This window comes from Pseudomonas sp. NFACC08-1, assembly GCF_900106735.1.
In the GTDB taxonomy this organism is placed as follows: domain Bacteria; phylum Pseudomonadota; class Gammaproteobacteria; order Pseudomonadales; family Pseudomonadaceae; genus Aquipseudomonas; species Aquipseudomonas fluorescens_Q.
Genome location: NZ_FNNL01000014.1, coordinates 101,329 through 121,096, shown reverse-complemented (window position 1 = coordinate 121,096; position 19,768 = coordinate 101,329). Strand labels below are relative to the sequence as shown.

At 63.4% G+C, this 19,768-nt stretch carries 15 protein-coding genes; 6 read left to right on the top strand and 9 right to left on the bottom strand.

The window, feature by feature from the left end; all coding sequences use genetic code 11:
• Positions 1 to 56: 56 nt before the first annotated feature.
• From BLU76_RS24540 to tssB, 8 genes are all read right to left on the bottom strand, one after another.
• On the bottom strand, positions 57 to 626 hold the full coding sequence (locus tag BLU76_RS24540) for a hypothetical protein (protein ID WP_092145985.1): 570 nt from the start codon (positions 624 to 626) through the stop codon (positions 57 to 59).
• Positions 627 to 677: 51 nt separating this feature from the next.
• A complete protein-coding gene (gene tssH, locus BLU76_RS24535) occupies positions 678 to 3,221 on the bottom strand; it encodes a type VI secretion system ATPase TssH (RefSeq protein ID WP_092224795.1) in 2,544 nt (847 codons plus the stop codon).
• Position 3,222: 1 nt separating this feature from the next.
• Positions 3,223 to 4,248, bottom strand: a complete 1,026-nt coding sequence (gene tssG, locus BLU76_RS24530; RefSeq protein ID WP_072341852.1) for a type VI secretion system baseplate subunit TssG — start codon at positions 4,246 to 4,248, stop codon at positions 3,223 to 3,225.
• The gene (tssF, locus tag BLU76_RS24525; RefSeq protein ID WP_092224793.1) at positions 4,212 to 6,002 is read right to left on the bottom strand and encodes a type VI secretion system baseplate subunit TssF; all 1,791 of its coding nucleotides are present in this window, start codon (positions 6,000 to 6,002) and stop codon (positions 4,212 to 4,214) included. The genes tssG and tssF overlap by 37 nt, the downstream gene beginning before the upstream one ends.
• Complete coding sequence (gene tssE, locus BLU76_RS24520; RefSeq protein WP_063320709.1) at positions 5,986 to 6,429, bottom strand: type VI secretion system baseplate subunit TssE; 444 nt, start codon at positions 6,427 to 6,429, stop codon at positions 5,986 to 5,988. The genes tssF and tssE overlap by 17 nt, the downstream gene beginning before the upstream one ends.
• 13 nt (positions 6,430 to 6,442) lie before the next feature.
• On the bottom strand, positions 6,443 to 6,940 hold the full coding sequence (locus BLU76_RS24515; protein WP_014337905.1) for an Hcp family type VI secretion system effector: 498 nt from the start codon (positions 6,938 to 6,940) through the stop codon (positions 6,443 to 6,445).
• Between the two features lie 185 nt (positions 6,941 to 7,125).
• Positions 7,126 to 8,607 carry a type VI secretion system contractile sheath large subunit gene (gene tssC, locus BLU76_RS24505; RefSeq protein WP_063320710.1) on the bottom strand — a complete coding sequence of 494 codons (1,482 nt, stop codon included), beginning with the start codon at positions 8,605 to 8,607 and terminating at the stop codon, positions 7,126 to 7,128.
• 29 nt (positions 8,608 to 8,636) lie between these two features.
• Positions 8,637 to 9,197 (bottom strand): type VI secretion system contractile sheath small subunit, encoded by a 561-nt coding sequence (gene tssB, locus BLU76_RS24500; protein WP_003202799.1) that lies wholly within the window; start codon positions 9,195 to 9,197, stop codon positions 8,637 to 8,639.
• Positions 9,198 to 9,421: 224 nt separating this feature from the next.
• On the opposite strand from tssB, the gene BLU76_RS24490 reads away from it, so the two are divergent.
• From BLU76_RS24490 to tssA, 5 genes are all read left to right on the top strand, one after another.
• Positions 9,422 to 9,871: a hypothetical protein gene (locus BLU76_RS24490; RefSeq protein WP_063320711.1), complete on the top strand. Its 450-nt coding sequence runs from the start codon at positions 9,422 to 9,424 to the stop codon at positions 9,869 to 9,871.
• 63 nt (positions 9,872 to 9,934) lie between these two features.
• The gene (tssK, locus tag BLU76_RS24485) at positions 9,935 to 11,266 is read left to right on the top strand and encodes a type VI secretion system baseplate subunit TssK (RefSeq protein ID WP_092145973.1); all 1,332 of its coding nucleotides are present in this window, start codon (positions 9,935 to 9,937) and stop codon (positions 11,264 to 11,266) included.
• Positions 11,267 to 11,284: 18 nt separating this feature from the next.
• Positions 11,285 to 12,049, top strand: a complete 765-nt coding sequence (locus tag BLU76_RS24480) for a DotU family type IV/VI secretion system protein (protein WP_063320713.1) — start codon at positions 11,285 to 11,287, stop codon at positions 12,047 to 12,049.
• Positions 12,046 to 15,870 carry a type VI secretion system protein gene (locus BLU76_RS24475; RefSeq protein ID WP_092224789.1) on the top strand — a complete coding sequence of 1,275 codons (3,825 nt, stop codon included), beginning with the start codon at positions 12,046 to 12,048 and terminating at the stop codon, positions 15,868 to 15,870. The genes BLU76_RS24480 and BLU76_RS24475 overlap by 4 nt, the downstream gene beginning before the upstream one ends.
• Positions 15,867 to 16,949 carry a type VI secretion system protein TssA gene (tssA, locus tag BLU76_RS24470; protein ID WP_092145968.1) on the top strand — a complete coding sequence of 361 codons (1,083 nt, stop codon included), beginning with the start codon at positions 15,867 to 15,869 and terminating at the stop codon, positions 16,947 to 16,949. The genes BLU76_RS24475 and tssA overlap by 4 nt, the downstream gene beginning before the upstream one ends.
• Here tssA and BLU76_RS24465 read toward each other — a convergent pair.
• Positions 16,946 to 17,899 (bottom strand): 2-hydroxyacid dehydrogenase, encoded by a 954-nt coding sequence (locus BLU76_RS24465; protein ID WP_092145967.1) that lies wholly within the window; start codon positions 17,897 to 17,899, stop codon positions 16,946 to 16,948. The genes tssA and BLU76_RS24465 overlap by 4 nt on opposite strands.
• A 380-nt stretch (positions 17,900 to 18,279) precedes the next feature.
• On the opposite strand from BLU76_RS24465, the gene BLU76_RS24460 reads away from it, so the two are divergent.
• On the top strand, positions 18,280 to 19,560 hold the full coding sequence (locus BLU76_RS24460) for a serine/threonine transporter (RefSeq protein ID WP_092145965.1): 1,281 nt from the start codon (positions 18,280 to 18,282) through the stop codon (positions 19,558 to 19,560).
• The last annotated feature ends 208 nt before the right edge of the window (positions 19,561 to 19,768 follow it).

Genomic DNA, 19,768 nt, shown 5'->3' with positions numbered 1-19,768 from the left:
CAGGGCCTCGAAGCATACGAATTCGTGAGTCGGATTGAATGAAGACTGACAGTCATTCAACTGTAATGCTTAGTGATGAAGTTATACGGCGCACTCAGCTCCTTGGTTCGACTGATAGGAAGCCCATGGGGGTAGGTATCGATGTTGCAGAGATAAGCGATGAAAGAACCCTCCGCGTCGCAAATCCAGGAGTCGCCGCGATTTAAAGTCATTTCCAGTAAATTACGGTTTTTTTGTGTGACAGCGATGATCACAACCCAGCGATGGTCGGCATTGAAACCGTGTAGCTTGTGAACATCGCGGGTGATCGCCTCTTGAAGGTTTTTACCGGCAAAATTTCCAGTGACGCCTTCCACTTTGATCTCCACTGCATAGGAGCTGCCGTCGAGCTCGAAATAAAAATCCACCTGCTCTGGATAGTAGGGCGCCGGGTAATAGATCTCTCTGAGTTTGGCTTCAGTTACGTAGGCTCGTTTCAAGTGATGGGCAATCTCGACCTGCGCAGCGGTTTCCCAGTGCGCATGCGATGTCCAGCCTTTGGTGAACTGATCGGGTGCACCCGAAAAGTCGTCTGGGTGAACGCCGGCCGCCTGTAGTACAACGTTGAGAAACTCCTTTTCAGTCATGGCGATTATCTCCATTCAGTTGGAAATGATTATGCAAGTCGGGGGGGCAATTCACTCCAACACCCACTCCGCCAACTTGCCCGTCACCTGCGTCATCAACACATTCTCGACATCTCTTGCTCCAGCCGCACTGCACTTGGCGAGAACAGCCTTGACGATCCCCGCATCGAATTCGAACTGCTTGCCCGTCGCAGCCTTGTAGCGCCCGCGCAATTTTTCCAGCTTCGCCAGCACAATCCCCTCCAGCGTCGCTTCATCCAGCGGTCGGTACGCCACCACGGTCATGCGCGCCAAAAACGCCGGGCGGAACGCTTGCAGCAGCACTTTGTGCAAGGCTTCGTTGAAGGCGTCGCTGCCCAGTTGCGCGCTAGGCGTATCCAGCAACAGCTCAGCGCCGACGTTGCTGGTGGCGAGCATCACGGTGTTCTTGAAGTCCACCACCAGGCCGGTGCCGTCTTCCATCAGGCCTTTGTCGAAGACGTTGTAGAAGGCTTCGAGCACATCCGGGTGGGCCTTTTCGATTTCATCCAGCAGCACCACGGAATAGGGTTTGCGCCGCACCGCTTCGGTGAGCACGCCGCCGCTGCCGTAGCCGACGTAGCCGGGTGGGGCGCCTTTGAGTTGGCTGACGGTGTGGGCTTCCTGGTACTCCGAGAGGTTGATGCTGATCAGGTTGCGTTCACCGCCGTACAAGGCGTCGGCCAGGGCGTAGGCGGTTTCGGTCTTGCCCACGCCGGTGGGGCCCACCAGCAGGAACACCCCGACCGGTTTCTGTGGGTCGGTGAGGCCGGCGCGGTAGGCTTGCAGGCGTTGGGCAATGGTGTTCAGCGCTGTGCTCTGGCCCATGACCCGCTGGCCCATGCGCTGGCCGAGGGTGCGCACGGCGTGGGCTTCGTCGGCGAGCATCTTGCCCACCGGGATACCCGTCCAGCCGGCAATCACGGCGGCGACGGTCTTGCTGTCCACCTGTTCGGGCACCAGCGGATCGTCCTGGCGAATGGCATCGAGGCCGGCCTCCAGACGCAGCAGTTCGGCGGCCAAGTGGTCGATGCGGTTATCGATCTCGGTGTCGGCTTTTTCACTGTCGGCGCGTTCGCTCAGGGTAAGCAGTTCGCGTCGGGTGTCGAGCAATTCGCGCACGGCTTCGCGCTCTTCGCCCCAGCGGGTTTCCAGCTCGCGGATGGCTTGCACGTTGCTGGTCGATTCGGCTTCGAGCAGGGTGATGCGCTCGCGATGATCCAGCCCGGTGGCCTGTTCCCGGCGCAGGCGTTCGACCTCGTCCTTGAGGCTATTCTGCCGATGGCGCAGGCTTTCCAGCGGCGGCGGCACGTCGTGCTGGCCGAGGGCGACCCGGGCGCAGGCGGTGTCGAGCACGCTGATGGCTTTGTCCGGCAACTGTCGCCCGGAGATGTAGCGGTGGGACAGCTTAACCGCCTCGTGGATGGCCGCGTCCAGCACCTGCACGCCGTGGTGCTGTTCCAGTTTGCTCGCGACGCCGCGGAGCATTTCCACAGCGGTAAGTTCGTCCGGTTCTTCGACCTGCACCAGTTGGAAGCGGCGGGCCAGGGCCGGGTCTTTCTCGAAATATTTTTTGTACTCCAGCCAGGTTGTGGCGGCCAAGGTGCGCAGTTCGCCCCGGGCCAGGGCCGGTTTGAGCAGGTTGGCCGCGTCGCTGCCGCCTTCCGCACCGCCGGCGCCGATCAGCGTATGGGCTTCGTCGATAAACAGAATGATCGGCTTTTCGGCACTGCGTACCGCGTCGATCACGCCTTTGAGGCGCTGTTCGAATTCACCTTTGACGCCGGCACCGGCCTGCAACAGGCCCAGGTCGAGTACGCGCAGGGTGACTTCCTGCAACGACGGCGGCACATCCCCAGCGGCGATACGCAGGGCCAGGCCTTCCACCACCGCAGTCTTGCCGACGCCGGGTGCACCCACCAGGATCGGGTTGTTCTGCCGGCGCCGGAGCAGGATGTCGATGCACTGGCGGATCTCGCCGTCGCGACCGACGATGGGGTCGATGCGTCCGGCCCGGGCGTCGGCGGTCAAGTCCTGGGTGTACTGGTCCAGCACCGGGTCTTGTTTCTGGGGAGGCTCGCCGGGTTTGGCCGGGCGCACGCCACCGACATGTTCACGGGAGCTTTCGGTCCACTCCAAGAGATGGGCGCGCAGGGCGTCGCGGGGAATGCGCAGCAACGACGAGGCGCTGTTGAGCAGCAGGCTGCGGCGCTCATCACGGTCCAGCAGGGCCAGCAGCAACAGCCCGGAGCGGATGTTGTCCAGGCCCAGCACGCTGGCCTGGACCACGGCGTCTTCCAGCAGGCCGATGGTTTGCGCCGATAAGGCGGGTGTGCGGGTGCTGCCGGATTTGAACAGGTCCAGTGCCTTGTTGGTTTCTGTTGCCACCGCGTCACGCTCCAGACCGAAACGTGGCAGCAGGCAGGCAAAATCACCGCCCTCGATGTCGAGCAGTTCCAACAGCAGGTGCTCGATTTCCACGTAGTGGTGGCTGCGCTGCATGCAACGTTGCGCGGCCCGTTCCAGGGCGCGGCGGTTGTCCGGGTTGAGGCGTCCGATCAGGCTGGCCAGTTCCATTTCAGGCAATCTCCGGCTGACGAAGGCGGGTTTCGATCCGCTGCACGGCGAGGGTCGTCTGGTGTTGCAGGCCACCGTTCCAGTTCAGCCGTGGCGCTGCCTGGCGGTCCAGTTGCAGCGGGCCGGCGCCGCGGATCAGCAGCACCAGGGTGCAATCCAGGTCGGGGCCGAAGTACAGGGCGTAGAGGCTGGCGAGCAGCGGATGGGTTTCGCCGTTGGGCAGCAGTCCGCTGGCCTGGCCCGTGGTCAGCGGGCCGAGGGTCAGGCGCACGCCGGCATGTTCGTCCCAGACATGGCTGCCGGCCACCGCGTTGCGGCCCAGGCACAGGTTGCGCCCGCCCGGTGGCAAGCGGCTGCGGCTGGCCGGCGGGATTTCACGCCAGCCACCTTCGTAGGCCGTCAGCTCCACGGGCAGCCCGAACTGTTCACGGACAATCGCCGCGAACCCGTCCAGGGAGCGCCGGCCATCGGCGTACAGCGCGGTGCAGGCCAGTACCGCCGAGTCGGGGGCGGCCTGGCGCTCCTGCAAGGCCTTGGGTAGCAGGCCGGTCAACGCCCGCAGTTGCGCGTGTACGGCGGACGATCCCGGGGCAGTGAAACCCAAGGCGATGCGATGTTTGCGCATCACCTTGTAAAGCAGGCTGAGCAGGCGATGCTGGAACAGGTCGAGGAATTCCGCGGGAGCATGATCCTTCGCCCGGGCTCGTTGTTGCAGCCATTCCTGGTAGGCGTAGGGCAACGGGCCGTCGGGGCCGCCGAGGCCGAAAATCGGCGTGGTCAGGGTTGGCGGCAGGCCGGGTTCCTGGCCCAGGCTTTCCACTTCGCTGGCGGCGAACAGCGGCGTCAAGGGCCCGCGCAGACGCAAGGCTTCGGCGTGCGGCGCGGTGCCGCTGCCCAGGGGCTCGGCCTGGGGATGTTCACGTTCGAGCAACAGCAAGGCCTGGAGCCATTCGAAACGTTGCGGGTCGCGCCGCAGGCGCTGGCTCAGGTTCAGAGCACCAGGGGTTTGCCGGCTTGGGGTTGCCATGTCTTCACCTCCTTGTCGGACTGGACCAGCACGGTGCGCACGAAGCGATTGGCGGTGGCGTAAAGGGAAAAGAATTGCGCCAGTACCCCGGAGAACAGCACGGCGCTGCTACCGACGAAGTGTTGCGGATCCAGTTGCAGGCGCACCTCCAGGCCGTTGCGCCAGCCGCGCCAGGCGTCTTCGCCGACATGGGCGATGACCCGGTCGCAACTCAGCCCCGATACCCCTTCGATCTGGCGATGGGCGCTGCCCTCGTCCCGCAGGTTGTGCAATTGGAGGATCTCGCTCAGTGCGTCCAATGCCTGGGGGCCTTCGACCAGCGACAAATGGTTGAGGGTCAATTGCGACACCAGCCGCCAGCGCGATTCGCCGTCCAGGCGCGGCAGGCTTTGCGGGCTGGGTGGGTTGCGCAGGCGCGCCCAGGCCACCGGCCCCGGGCGCTCGAAACCCAGCGAGGTACCGGCCGGCAGGCTCTGGGCCAGGTGGCGGTTGGTGCACAGCAGTTCGGCGGTGAGGCTGTAGTCGCGGGTTTCGGCCAGCGGGTCGAACTGGGTGTCCACCAGGCTGACCATCAAGTCGGTGCCCAATCGGTTCGGGCTCATGCCACTGACCCGTCGCGCATGCCAATAACAGGTCTGGTCGCTGCCATGCTGGCTTCCGTAATAGGCCGGCACTTTGCGCACGCCCTGGCTGGACATGGCGCGCATGCCACGGATGCTGTGGATCTCGACGCTGTTTTCCCGATGACTGTCGGCCACTAACCGGTACTCGCTGCGGGTGCCATCCGGGCGCAGCGGCTCGGAAGTCCTGGGAAACAGGTTGATCACCGGCGTGCAGCCCAGGGCGATGTCGCTGGCCTGGAGCGGCAGGCGGCTGGTGGGAGGGCGGTCGAAAACGATGTACAGGTACAACGACGGACTGTCGCTGGTGGCGCCGGCCAGTGGCAGATCGAAGAAACCGAATTTATCCGGGAAGGCAAAGTACTCCGCCAGCAGGCGCATGCCGGGATGTACGCCGTCTTCATCCGGCAGCAAGACCTGGTCATTGGCGAAGCCGACGATCTGTGGCAAGCCTGTCAGCGACGCCGGCACGCTGCCCGGCGCACCGGCCAGGACCTCGATGGCGTGCGCGCCCAGCAGGTCGTACAGCCCGGCGTTGATGATCGGTGACGCCGCCAGGTGTACCCGCAGCGAGTCGATTCCCAGCGTCGACCACTGGCTTTCGCCCAGGCACCGCAGCTCCAGGCGCAAGGCCGAGCGTGCCCGGACCACTCCGGTCAGCGCCTGGGTTTCGTCGCTGCCCAGCAGCAATGCCTCGCTGATTTCAACCGGCCACAGGTGCACGGCGGCGGTGGTCCGAAAATGAATGCTCTGGCCTTTGTCCGTAGTGACGAACAACGGTGTGTCGCGGGGCAGCGGGTAGCCCTCGTTCAAGTTGCCTTTGCTGGGGTCGGGTTCGAACTGCACGATGGCGCACGACGGCAAGGGGCGCATGGCCAACGGGTAAAGCTGTTCGAGCAGGGCATCGCTGAATTCGGCGTAGTCGTCGTCCAGCCGGCGTTGCAAGCGGGCGGCCAACAGGGCGAAACCTTCCAGCAGGCGCTCGACATGCGGGTCGGGGCATTCGCCCGGAGACAACTCCAGGCGCCGGGCGACCTTGGGGTAGCGCTCGGCGAACAGGCTCCCGGCGTGCCGCAACCAGGTCAGTTCGCGTTGGTAATAGTCCAACAGTTGCGGGTCAATCGAGTCGCTCATGTCGTACCTCAAGGCCGTCGCCGGCGTGCTCGATGACAAAGGCCACGGGCCAGGCATGCTGGTCGCCGCGCAGTTCACCCAGCAGCCGTATGCACAGTTGCTGCGGACGGCCCGGCACCGGGCAGACCTCGACCTCGCCCAGGCGCAGGCGAGGTTCGAAGCAGGTGATGGCCTGGCGGATTTCCCGGGTCAGTTGGCGGCGGTCATCGCTGCGCTGCTGTTGCAGCGCGGTCCAGTCGGCGATGCCGTAGTCCAGGATGCTCGGCGGTTCGGTCAGCGCCCGCGGGCCGCGTCGGGTATTGAACAGGCGCGACAGTTCGGCATGCACCGAGTCTTGCAACGCCTGTCGGTCGAACGCCCGCCCGGTATCGTCCGCCGGGCTGGCCAGGCGTTCGAACAGGGGCGGGCGCAGCCCGAAGCCAGCCATGGGCGTGGTTTCCCTACTTGGTCATTTTGTTGGCGGCCAGGTCCCAGGTCGTGCCCGCCGTGCCTTCCTTGGTGCCGTCGTCTTTCTGCGCGGTGAGCTCCCATTTGATCTTGGTGAAGTTCAGCGACAGGGTTTCCACCGGTTTGCCGCCGGTGCCGCCGCTGACACTGACGTTGGACAGCACGACGTTGGTCAGGGTGTAGACGATGAACGGCATGATCTGGCCGCTGCCTTCGGCGGCGTTGCGGCCGATGGTGATGACGGCCTGCGGGATCGGCTTGCCGGCGCAGCAATACTCGTTGAGCGAAGGGGTGGAGCTGTCGATGAATTTAGTCAGGGTGAATTCGCCGATATGGGGCCGACCAGAGGTACGCTCCGAGTTGCTGACGTCGTTGGTGACCTGCATCGCCACGTTATGGCTGTAGGACATGACCTCGATCTTGTCCGTGAAACCCTCCAGCAGGCTGTCGCCCTTGATGTCGCCGCCGAGGTCGAGAATGATTGCATCCATTGTGTGGAACTCCAGAAAAAGACAAGTAGGTGGTACCCAATACCCCTATAAAAAACGAATGCCGAACCCCTGTGGCGAGGGAGCTTGCTCCCGCTGGGCTGCGCAGCAGCCCTAAAAAAACAGGGCCGCTTCGCGCCCCAGCGGGAGCAAGCTCCCTAGCCACATAGCCACATAGCCACAAGCGGTCAGGCAGCTACCGGTGGCGGCAATGTCGCCACCAAGCGAATCGAGGCGGTCAGCTCCTCCAGCTGGAAGTGCGGCCTCAGGAACACCGTGGCCTTGTAGGCCCCTGGCTTGCCGGCCACTTCCGTCACGTCCACTCGCGCTTCGCGCAACGGGTACTGCGCCTTGATTTCTTGTGGCGCGTTGTCGTTGATCAGCACGTAGTCGGCGATCCAGTTGTTGAGGTAGGTCTGTACGTTGTCGCGGGTCATGAAACTGCCGACCTTGTCACGCATGATCACCTTCAGGTAATGGGCGAAGCGCGAGGCCGCGAGCACGTACGGCAACATTGCCGAGATCCGCGCGTTGGCGTTGGCCTCGTTGGTGTTGTAGACCTTGGCCTTGTTGGTGGTCTGGCCGCCGAAGAACACGGCCACGTCGCTGTTTTTCTTGTGGCACAGGGAGATGAAGCCCAGGTCGTTGAGTTCTTTTTCGCGACGGTCGGTGATCGCCACTTCGGTCGGGCATTTGAGCGACAGGTCCCCGGAACTGGTGCGGAACGTATGGGCCGGCAGGCCTTCGACCGCGCCACCGCCCTCGGCCCCGCGAATGGCTGCGCACCAGCCATATTTGGCGAAGGCTTCGGTGATGCGTTGCGCCAGGGTCCAGGCGGCGTTGCCCCACAGGTATTTGCTGTGGTCCGTGCCGTTGACGTCTTCGACGTAGTTGATGCCTTCCACCGGCAGCGTGTCCGGGCCGTACGGCAGGCGCAGCAGGAAGTGCGGCAGCACCAGCGACACGTAGCGCGAGTCTTCGCTTTCACGGAAGGCGCGCCACTTGATCAGCTCCTGGCTCTCGAAAATCTTCGACAGGTCCCTGGGGATCGCCAGTTCGGTGAAGCTGGTCATGTCGAACAACCGCGGGCTGGCGGCAGCAATGAACGGGGCGTGCGCGGCGGCGGCGACGTTCGAGAGCTTTTCCAGCAGGCCGATGTCCTGCGGATGCCGGCCAAAGGTGTAGTCACCCACCAGCAGGCTGAACGGGTGCCCGCCGAAGGTGCCGTATTCTTCCTCGTAGATCTTCTTGAACAGTGCGCTCTGGTCGAACTCGACGGCTTTTTCCAGATCGTTCTGCAGTTCTTTCTGAGTGACGTTGAGCAGGCGCAATTTGAGCCGAGTGCTGGTCTCGGTGTTTTGCACCAGCAGGTGCAGGCCGCGCCAGGAGGCTTCGAGTTTCTGCAGGTCAGGGTGGTGCAGCACTTCGTTGAGCTGGGCGCTGATCAATTGGTCGATCTGGCTGATGCGGTCATTGATCATCGCCACGGTGTCCTTGTCGATGGCCATGCCTTCGTCGAGGACCTGGGTGGCGAATTCGGCCAGCATGTCGCGGGCATAATCTTGCTGGCTGTCGTCGTGGGCCATGCGGCCTTCGGCGATGATCTTGTCCAGCAGGGACAGGGTCTGGGTCGTGCTCTCGCTGGTTTGAGCGCTGGATGAAGCAGGCATGGTGTTATCTCCCTTAATGAAGCGCGCGATCAGGCCTGTGGTTCGGCCGGGGCAGGGTCATCGTTGGCGGCCACGGCGGGCAGCTCTGGCGGTACGTCCTGGGGACGCGCCGACTTGATCTCCTGCAGACCTTCGGTGTTGGCGATCACGTCGCGCAGCAATTTGTCCAGGTCATCGTTGCCGTCGAGCTTGGTCAGCAAGTCCCGCAGGCGTTGGCGCGCTTCGAACAACCGACGCAACGGCGTGACCTGCTCCACGACCTTGACCGGGTCGAAGTCGTCGATGTGGCGGAAGTTGAGTTCGATGTTGAGCTTGCTGTCGTCGCCGCTGAGGGTGTTGTTCACCTGGAGCGTGGCGCGGGGGGAGATGGAGGCGAGCACCTCGTTGAAATTATCCCGATCGATTTCGGTAAAGCGCCGCTCATTGAGCTTGGGCAGCGGGTCCAGTGGCTTGCCTGAGAGGTCGGCCAGAATGCCGACCACCAGTGGCAATTCTTTTTTCTCGATGGCGTTGCCGATTTCCACGTCATAGGTGATCTGGACGCGGGGAGGACGGACTCTGTCGAGCTTGTGCTGGGTACTTTCTGCCATGGCGGCCGACTCCGATGCATGTGTGGGCGCAATGCATCGGGAGTCCCGCTCATCGCATTCCCTTGCTGATCCACAGGTTGCAAATGGACGGCAGAAAACCTGTCATTCCCTTGACGAACCTGGCGCATTCGACCGTGTGGGTCGAACTACCCAAGACGCTAGAACAGGTCTATAAAAAAGCAAGCAAAAACAATTTTTGACCGCTGAGAAAAGGAAGATTCATTTTGCGTGGGTTTTTTTTCGGATTTCTTTTGAGCCTGGCGCTCACCGGTTGCTCGCTTTTTGCCCCCAGCGTCGACCTGGACAGCCTGACCCTGGACGTCGCGCCGCGTGCCAATGACGACACGCCGATCGCCGTGGACTTCATCGCGGTGAACGACCCGGACCTGCTCAAGCAGCTGTCGGGCATCACCGCCAGCCAATGGTTCGCCGAGCGCGAACAGTTCCAGCGCGACTATCGTCAACTCATGTCGGTGTGGGGGCTGGAGCTGGTTCCGGGGCAATTCATCGACCGCCAACCCTTTCCGTTGGAGGGCCGGCGCGCCGCTGGACTTTTGGTCTTCGCCAGCTATAACACTCCCGGAGCCCACCGGCTTCGGCTGGACGATCAGCGCCAGGCCTGGCTGAAGTTCGACAGTCGGGAGATGACCCTCGTCAATGATGGGGCTCGATGACAGCCAGCCTTGAGTGACCGCGGGCCGCCCAGCGCGGCGAATTGGGATGTCGAAGGGAGTCGTATGAGTCTGTTACCTGACGCGGTGTGCTGGCATGAGGGCATGCAATTGCTGCCCCAGCATTTTCAATTGCAAGGGCTGCGTGCCGAGGCCCTGGCTGCGTATTTTGCCGGGGCCTGCAACCCTTGGTTCTGGGGTGTCAGCCAGTTGGAAGTCGATCCTTCGGCCCTCAGCGCCGGCCAGGTGCGACTGCTGCAATTGCAAGGCACCTTGCCGGACGGCCTGCCGGTCAACCTGCAGGCCGGGGTCGGGCCGACCCTGGAGTTGGACATCGGCGAGGCGATCGACAAGACCGACGACGCCACTGTGACTGTGTACCTGGCCGTCAGCCCGCTGTGGCGTGCTGGGCAATTGGTGCCGCTCAAGGGGCGCCTGCAATCGATGGTCGGCGAGGCGTTGCCGGACCTCACCAGCGGTGCATTTCCCGAGTCGATCACCGTCTGGCGACCCAACCCGAGGCTGTGCACGCAACTGAGCAAGGCGGATTCGATCTGCCTGCCGCTGTTACGCATCCGCAAGGAGGGCGGTGGCTTCTGGCGCGTGCCCTACACCCCGCCGACGCCGATCCTGTTGCCGGAGTCGGCCCTCGGTCGCCGGGTCGCCGGGGTGTGTGCCCGGGCCCGGGAAAAGTGCATGTTTCTCGCTGGTCGCTTGCGCCAGGCCCAGGCGGCTGGCAACCAGGACGATGCCATGGAGATCCGTCGGCAATTGACCGCCTTGTGGGCGCGCTTGCCGGAAGTCGAAGGCGCGCTGAACACTCGGGTGGCGACGCCCCAGGCGCTCTACGGTTTGCTGCTGGGGCTGGCCGGGAGCTGGTCGGCCCTCGATCCACTGGCGGGTGTCCCGGCCTTCGCACCGCTGGATTTCCTCGAATTGCAGCGCGGCTACGAGCCGTTGCTCGACTGGCTGGAAACCACCCTGGAACTGGTTCGCGCCGGCTATCGCAGCCTGGCCTTCGAGCGCAATGAGCAGGTCTTCTCGATCCAGTTGCCTGACGACCAACCGGACCAACGCCTGGTGATCGGCCTGCGCATGCCCAACGGCGCCAGCGAGCAGGCGGCGGGCGAGTGGTTGCGTGGGGCGATCATCGCGTCGGCGCGGCACATCCCGCTGCTGAGCCGACAACGCATGAGCGGTCTGCCCCACCAGGCCATGAGCCGCAACGAACAGGTGGCCTACAGCGTGGGCGACGACACCCGTTTGTTTGTGGTGGCCGCCAGCGGCCAATGGTTCGACGCGCAATTGCCGCTGCACATCGTGGCGCCGGCATCGGCCCAGGCCAGCAGCCCGTGGCAAGTGGTGTTGTTCGTGGCGCAAGCCAGTGAAAGTGCCTGATCGCAGAAGGGGAGTCGTATGCCTGATGGAAGTGGCGGGGCGGTTCGGAGTCTGCATGAGGCGCCGCTGAGCAGCGCTTTTCGCCAGGCCTGGCTGAAGTGGTCCCAGGAATGGCAAGACTTGCCCAAGGACAGCGACCCTGCGGTATTGGTCAATCGGGTGGTGGAGTTTTCCGGGCGCAGCGCCCAGCGTCTGTGGCGGGTGGCCTTCGCCACCGTCGGCGATGCCGCTACCGAGCAGGTCAAGTCGCTGGTCTACGCCTTCGTGGCGCTGGTGGACGAAACCTTGCTGTTCAGCCCTTGGCCCGGACAACTGGCCTGGCAGCAGCACCCCCTCGAATCACGCATGTATGCCAGTCGCCAGGCCGGTGAGCGCTTGCCGGCGGCGATCAAGAAACTACTGGACGAGCAGATGCCCGGCACCCGGGACCTGGCGAATGTCTACCTGCAATGCCTGATCCTCGGGTTCCAGGGGCGATTGCGTGGCGAGCCCGGCCAGGTTCAGCATGAGAAATGGCGCCTGGCGTTGTTCACGTTTGCCTGGCAGCACGAACCCGATTATGTCGATGTCAGCCAGCGCCTGGCGCTGTCTGCGGCGACGCCGCCAATGCGCATGCCGGTGCAGCAATCGCTGCCGGACGGCTTTCGCCTGGGGCTGGCGATCCTGGCGATGGTGTTGTTGCTGACCGGGTTGGGGCAGGTGTTCTGGCGTGACATTCGTTTGGAGCTCGAACCGGTGTTGCAACTGAACGAGTCGGCGGTGGTCCAGGAGCAGGACTCATGAGCCCGCTGAGCATCGTTGCCCTGGTGGTGCTCGCCATCGTCGTGGTGGTGTTGATCGCGGCCCTGATCTGGTGGCTGCGGACCCAAGGCGGGGCGGCGATTCGCAGTTTCTATGGGGCGGTGCGCCGCATGGAGCAGGAGCAGGGCACCCGGGACCGCTATCAGATGCCTTGGCTGATGATGCTCGGCAACGAAACCGACGGCGCCCAATTGTGCGCTCAATGGCGCTTGCAACCGACCGACAAGGCCGCTTGGTTCGGGCGCTGGTTTTCCGATGCCGAGGGTTCGGTGCTGGTGGTGCCCCAGGCGTTGTTCCTGCCCGATGAAGGCATGAACCGCCAACGGGGTAATTGGTGGCGCCTGTTGGGACTGATGTTGCGCTTGCGCAGCAAGCGACCATTGGATGCGGTGATCTGGACCGTGCCGTTCAGCACTCTCGATGACATCGAACACACCACCGAACTGAGCCTCAAGGTCCGGCGGTGCTTTATCGACCTGTTGCAACGGTTCGGCCTCAGCCTGCCGGTGTACGTGGTGATCTGCGGGATGGAAGAGCTGCCCGGGGTCCAGGAACTGGTCAGCGCGCTGCCCGCCGAGGCGCGTGAATCGATGCTGGGCTGGTCCTCGCCCTATTTGCCGGATGCGGCCTGGCAGTCGCAGTGGAGTGACCAGGCCCTGGACCAGGTCAATGCGGCGCTGTCGCAGTCGATCATCGAGATCGGTGCGCTGTCGGGGCAATTGGGCAGCGATCTTTATGGTTTGCCGGAGCGCTTCGAAGGCTTGCGACGGGCCTTGCAGATCCTGCTGGAGCCGGTGTTCCAGGGCAATGCCCAAGGCGAAGCGCCGCGTTGTCGCGGGGTGTATTTCACTACCAGCCAGGCGCCGGCTGTCAGCGGTGATGGTTTGACCGCCGCCGAGAGTGTCCAGCGGCAAACTGTGTTCGCCCGGCAATTGTGGTCACGACGGCTGGTGGCCGAGCGTGGCTTGGCCCAACCTGTGCCGCGGCTGTTGCGCCTGCGCCAGCGCGGGCATCGGTTGGTCGCAGCGGTGGCGTTGGTGGTGGGCCTGGTGTGGTTGGGTGGCATGGTCTGGGTCTGGCACGATTCGGTGGAGGAAGCCGAAGGGCTGTCGCGCTTGATCCTCAGCACCCATAAGAACCACCTCGTGGTCGACCCTGACGAACCGCAGCTGGAACCGACCCGGCACAACGTGCAGAACTACTGGAACATGCTGGAAAAGGCCCCGCGCTGGCGCTTTGTCTCGGTGGTCTTTCCCACTTCGTGGTTCTCTTCCGTGGACACGCAACTGGAGAATGGGGTGCGCCTGACTGCTCGGCACCATTGGATATTGCCTCTGCGGGACCTGCTCAATTCAGACCTGGAACAGCTCAAATCCATCCGCAACACCGAGCGACGGGGCAATGTGGAGAACGAAGACCCGGCGCAATGGCAGAGCTATGTGAAGGCCAAGGCACTGGTGGACCTGGCGGTACGCCTTGAACAGCACAACCAGATGTTCAGCCAGGTGGTGAACGATCCCAAGGCACCGCTGGACGAGTTGGTGCAACTGAGCAACACCGCCTTGTCCCTGGGGCTCAATACCGGCACCTTGAGCCGCGCACATTTCTACAACCGGGTGCTGTTCGATGCCGGGAACAGCGATTTGAAAGGGTTGGACCTGAATGCCGCGCGCCCGGTGATCTCCGATAATTTCACCGGCCTGATGCAGCGCTGGCTGGACCATTACTTCCTGGCGGACAACTTCGTGCGCCAGGCCGGTTACCTCAAGCTGCACTTGCAACGGCTGGAGGCCGGCAGTGGCAATTCGCTGAGTGAACTCGAAGACCTGATGGCGCTGATCGACGATTTGCAGACCCTGGTCAGCCTGACCAACTCGGCCTGGGGGCGGGGCAAGGGCCAGGACCTGGTGCCCGGCTACAGCCAGATGCTGGACAAGGTCAGCCACAGCACTTTGCTGGGGCCGGATATCGAGCAGGACCTGGAGAGCCAGGCGGCGAAGTTGCAGCAGAGCTTTCGTGACCAATGGATCGTCCAGACCGGCTCCCGGGACAATCTGCTGGTGCAACAGGGCAGCGGCCTGCTGGTCTTGCAAGACCATGTCACGGCGCTGGACGGTGCGGTGCAGGCGCTGTTCAAGCGCGATTTCGTGGCGTTGGCCATGCAGAAGGATCCGTCGGACAGCAACCCCGATGCGATGGGCCAAGGCGATGGCAGTGATGATTTCAGTGTCGCCCTGAACTACTTCGCCAGCTACAAGAGCTATGCCGGCGAAGAACTGCCGCGCATTCCGCCGGATTACCGTGACGCGCTGATGCAGGCCGCTGAAGGCGCCGCGGCCCGGGCCATGTGGTTGAGCCTGGATGAAAGCGACGCGTCGTTGCCCGGCATGGGCTTCAATGTACAAACGACCCAGGCCGTGGCGCTGCAAAAAGCCTTCATGGATGTACATCGCGGCGACCTGGCGATCCGTTTCCAGCGTCTGCTCAATCGCCGGGCATTGGCGCAGATCAAGAGTGGCCTGGACGAAATCGATGCCCAGCCGCTGTTCAGCCAACGGGCCGATGTCCAGCGCTGGGACGGTTCGAAGAACTTCGGCTTGCAGCTGTACGGTGCCAGCGATCCACAAGACTTGAAGCTGAGCCTGAGCCAGCAGTTCGGCGTGATGCTGCAGGTCGCCGAACAGCGAATGCCCGCCCTGGAATGGCTGATCGTCCAGCAGGATAACTTGTCGGCCCTGGAACACGACCAAGTGGCACGCTTCATGGCCCTCAACGATGAATTGCTCAAGTACAAGAACCAGAACCCGGCCAGCTCGGCGGCCCAACTGGAGCAATTGGTCAGCCGGGACTTCATCGCCATGGACACCACCTCCTGCGCGCAGATCTTGCAGACCGCCAGCCTGCCCAGCGGGCGCGGCGACCTGGCCCAGCGCACGGTCGCGTTGCAGCAGGGTGCCCTGCAACGGTGCCTGTACCTGCAACAGAACCAGGCCGCGAGCGCCTGGAATGACGTGGCCAACTATTTCAATCAGTACCTGGCCGGGCGCTTCCCGTTTTCTCAGGATGTGCGGGCCAGCGATGCCGATCCGGCGCGTGTCCAGCATTTGCTGGAACTGATCGACACGCGCCTGCCCCTGGCCCAGGCCGGGCTGACGTTGAGCCAGACGCCAGAGCGGCTGGCGGCCGAGGATTTCCTCAACCGTTTGAAACAGGCCGGTACTTGGCTTGGGCCGCTGTTCGTAAGGGACAAGAGTGGCATCCTGGGGGTGGAAATGGACGTGCGCTGGCGCACCGACCGCGATGAAGAGCGCGGCGCCGACCAGGTGATCGCCTGGAGTCTGGACGCCGGCAATCAACAGATCAGCTACCCCGGCGGCGGCCAGCAGAACCTGCGCTGGATGGTCGGCCAGCCCGTGCGCCTGACCTTGCGCTGGGCCCGCAACGGCTACCAGCGTCCGGCCAATGACCCATTGCAACCGAACCTGGTGGTGCGCGACCTGGAGGCCGGCTGGGAGTACCAAGGGCCGTGGTCATTGCTGCGCCTGATGCGCTCGCTGGTGTCGGCCCAGCGCCAGCCGAATGTCGACTACACCGATTTTCCCCTGACCCTGCAACTGCCGGTCACCGCCCAGACCCAGGCCCGCACGGCGGAACAGACACTGATGTTCGTGCGCCTGTCGTTGATGAGCCAGGGCTCCAAGCTGCCGTTGTCGATCCCGCCGCTGCCGACGCGGGCGCCCCGTTCACCTTTCATGGCGACCGCATCAAGCCCCGCCATTGCCACCCGTGAGGAGGGCCTGTGAGCTTGCCGATATCGCCTTTGCCTGAGTTGGTCACTCAGTTGCTCGAGCCGATCAGCGCCGAGTCGCCCTGTGGCCCGGACCTGCGCTACGAACCGGAATACGACCAACTGCGCGAACTGCGCCGGGAGGACGACACCAGCTTGCCCACCGGTGTGTGGCAGTCTTCGATCAAGCGCGCCCTGTGGCCGGACCTGGAACGGCTCGCGACCACGCTGCTGCTGGAGCGCAGCAAGGACTTGATGATCAGCGCCTGGCTGGGGGAGGCCTGGCTGCATATGGCCGGGCTGGAGGGATTGCCGGGCAGCCTGGCGCTGGTGACGGGGCTGTGTGAGCGTTATCCGGAGCAGTTGCACCCCCAGGCCGAGGAAGGCGACCAGTCGTGGCGGGTAATCCCGTTGGAGTGGCTGGCCCGTCGCTACAGCGAAGTGCTGCTGACGCGGGTGCCGTTGTTCGACGGCCGGGAACAGGCCTTCGCCGCTTTCTGCCTGGACGACTGGCAACGCTTGCAGCGCCAGCAAGTGTTGGTCAACGACAGCAAGAACGCCAAGGCCTCGGCGGAAGCGGCGCGCAACGATCAAAAGAAACTCGCCGAACTGATTCGCAACACACCCTTGTCGTTCTGGCTGCATCGCCAAGGCAGCCTGATGTTGAGCCTGCAACACCTGCAACGGCTCGAAGCCTGGAGCGACGCTTACCTGGGCAACCTGGCCCCGGGCTACAAATCCCTGCAGGACGTGATGCAGGCCTTGCTGGCACTGGTAGAGGAGTTCATCGAGATGCACCCACAGCAACCCACCGTCGCGCCGGTGCAAACGCCCCCGCCGTCCACGACGTCGACGTCCCAGGCGCAGGTGGCACCCGCCCAGGTCTTCCAGGAGCCGGCCAATCGTGAAGAGGCCTATCGACAGTTACTGGTCATCGCCGGTTACCTGGCTCGTACCGAACCCCACAGCCCGGTGCCCTACCTGATCCGGCGCGGCGTGGAGTGGGGCAACAAGCCGTTGAGCGAGTTGTTGGGTGAACTGATCAGTGCCGATGCCGAATCCCGGCGCTTATGGACGTTATTGGGCGTTCTTTAACGCTCCTCGCCGGGCCACGGCACTGGCGTCAACACCGGTTTACCGGAAAAGAACGCGGTCAGGTTCTGGCCCACCAGCTCTACCATTGCGCGGGTCGCTTCTGGCGACAGGCCGGCCACATGGGGCGTGAGGACGACGTTGGGCAGTTTTTTCAGCGCCTGCGGCACCTCGGGCTCGTTATCGAACACATCCAGGGCCGCTCCGGCGATTCGCCGGTGTTCCAGGGCGCTGATCAGATCAGCGGTGGCAACCACGCTGGCCCTGGCGACGTTCACCAGGAACCCTTTAGGGCCGAGCGCATCGAGGGTCTGCTTGTTGATCAATTGCCGGGTATCCAGGCCACCTGGCGTGGCGACGATCAGGAAGTCCGAAACCCGCGCCAGTTCCGTGGGAGTGGCGCAGAAGGTGTAGGGCACGTCATTGCGCACCCGGCGATTGTGATAGCTGATACTCATGTCAAAGCCCAGGGCGGCCCGTTTGGCGATCGCCATGCCCACCGCGCCAAGGCCCAGCACGCCCAGCCGCTTGCCCGCCAGGGAAGGGCGCGCAACCCTTGGCCATTCGCCCCGCCGCAGGGCGGTATCGGAATGGGGTATGTCGCGCACCAACGCCAGCAACAGCGCCATGGCATGGTCAGCCACCGATGACGCGTTGACCCCGGCGCCGTTGGTGACCACGATGCCCCGATGACGCGCGGCCTGCAGGTCCACTTGTTCGTAACCGGCACCGATCACGCAGATGATTTTCAGGTTGGGCAGGGCGGCGATCTCTTCCTCCGTCAGGCCCAGGGGGCCGCGGGTCAGTACTGCGCTGAAGCGTTCACCGTGTTCGAAAATCGCCGTCTTGCGTTCGGCAGGCGTGGGCGCCAATTCCAGGTGGTAACCCTGCTTCTCGAGGATCGGCAGGTATTCATTGACGGTTTCAACCAGTACCAGAACGGTTGCGGTCATGCTGGGCTCCTGTGGGCGCTGGGGCGATTTCAAGTATTCAACCTGATTGTAGGAGCCGGGGGCAGGGGGGCTTGGCTTTTTATGTGCATTTCGGGTTCAGCATCGCCCTTGTGGGAGCGGGCTTGCTCGCGAAGGCGTTATATCAGTAACGCATCGGCTAAATGACACACCGCTTTGGCGAGCAAGCCCGCCCACAGGAAATGCGGCGGCTGTTTCTATTGGCGTGATCTGATACGCATAACCGCTCCTCAGCTAAGTCTTTGCTTCTGCTCGTGAATCCCGGACAATCGCGCCCCTGTTTCGGCCAGGGCGCTGCCTGTCGGGTGTTTCCGACTCGTCCCGGCCGGGTGCATGTGACCGGAATACGGAGATCCGCCCGGATGAATGATCAGGCCAATAGCGTCGAAGAGCGCTTTGAAATGACAGTCCCAGCCACCCTCAGCCAATGGAGTCGCCAGGACACCACGTGGATGCTGGGCCTGTTTGGCACCGCCATCGGTGCAGGTACTCTGTTTTTACCCATCAATGCGGGCCTGGGCGGCTTCTGGCCGTTGCTGATCCTGGCTGTGCTGGCGTTCCCCATGACGTTCTATGCCCACCGAGGCCTGACCCGTTTCGTGTTATCCGGTCGCGACGGCGCGGACATCACCGAGGTGGTGGAAGAACATTTCGGCCTCAAGGCCGGTGCGCTGATCACGCTGTTGTACTTCTTTGCCATTTTCCCGATCCTGCTGATCTACAGCGTGGCGTTGACCAACACGGTGGGCAGTTTCCTGGAACATCAGTTGCATATCCAGCCGCCTCCTCGGATTGTGCTGTCCCTGGTGTTGATCCTGGGCCTGCTGGCGGTGGTCCGCTGCGGCGAGCAGGCGATCGTCAAGGCCATGAGCCTGATGGTCTACCCGTTCATCGTTGCGCTGCTGTTTCTGGCGGTGTTCCTGATTCCGCACTGGAGCGGCGGCATCCTGACCACGGCGTCCACGCCGCCTGAACCATCGGCCCTGCTGCATACCCTGTGGCTGGCGATTCCGGTGATGGTGTTCTCGTTCAACCATTCGCCGATCATTTCGGCGTTTGCGGTGGACCAGAAGCGTCGTTATGGCGCCAATGCCGAGGAACGCAGTTCGCAGATCCTGTCGCGCGCCCATGTGCTGATGGTGGTAATGGTGCTGTTCTTCGTGTTCAGTTGCGTGCTGACCTTGACCCCGGCGCAGTTGGCCGAGGCCAAGGCACAGAACCTGTCGATCCTGTCGTACCTGGCCAACCATTTCAGCAACCCGACCATCGCCTTTGCCGCGCCGTTGATTGCCTTCGTGGCGATCTCCAAATCCTTCCTCGGCCATTACATCGGTGCCAGCGAAGGCCTCAAGGGCCTGATCGTCAAGAGCGGCCGCCGCCCGGCGCCCAAGACCCTCGACCGCCTGACGGCGGCGTTCATGCTGGTGGTGTGCTGGATCGTCGCCACGCTCAACCCGAGCATCCTGGGCATGATTGAAACCCTGGGCGGCCCGGTCATCGCAGCCATCCTGTTCCTGATGCCGATGTACGCCATCCGCAAAGTCCCGGCCATGGCCCGCTATCGCGGTCAGGCCTCCAATGTCTTCGTTGTGTGGGTGGGTTTGGTGGCGATTACGGCGTTGGTCTACTCCCTGATCACCTGACCGGCCCACACTGGCTGTGGTGGCGAGCACAAATCTGCCAATCGCCACCATTCCCAGTGGCGAGGGAGCTTGCTCCCGCTGGGCTGCGCAGCAGCCCCAACCACTGACCTGAGACACCGAGTCGTCAGGACTCAGGGCCGCTTCGCGCCCCAGCGGGAGCAAGCTCCCTCGCCACAGGAGATCGGCCTGTCAGATGTACCGACGTTAG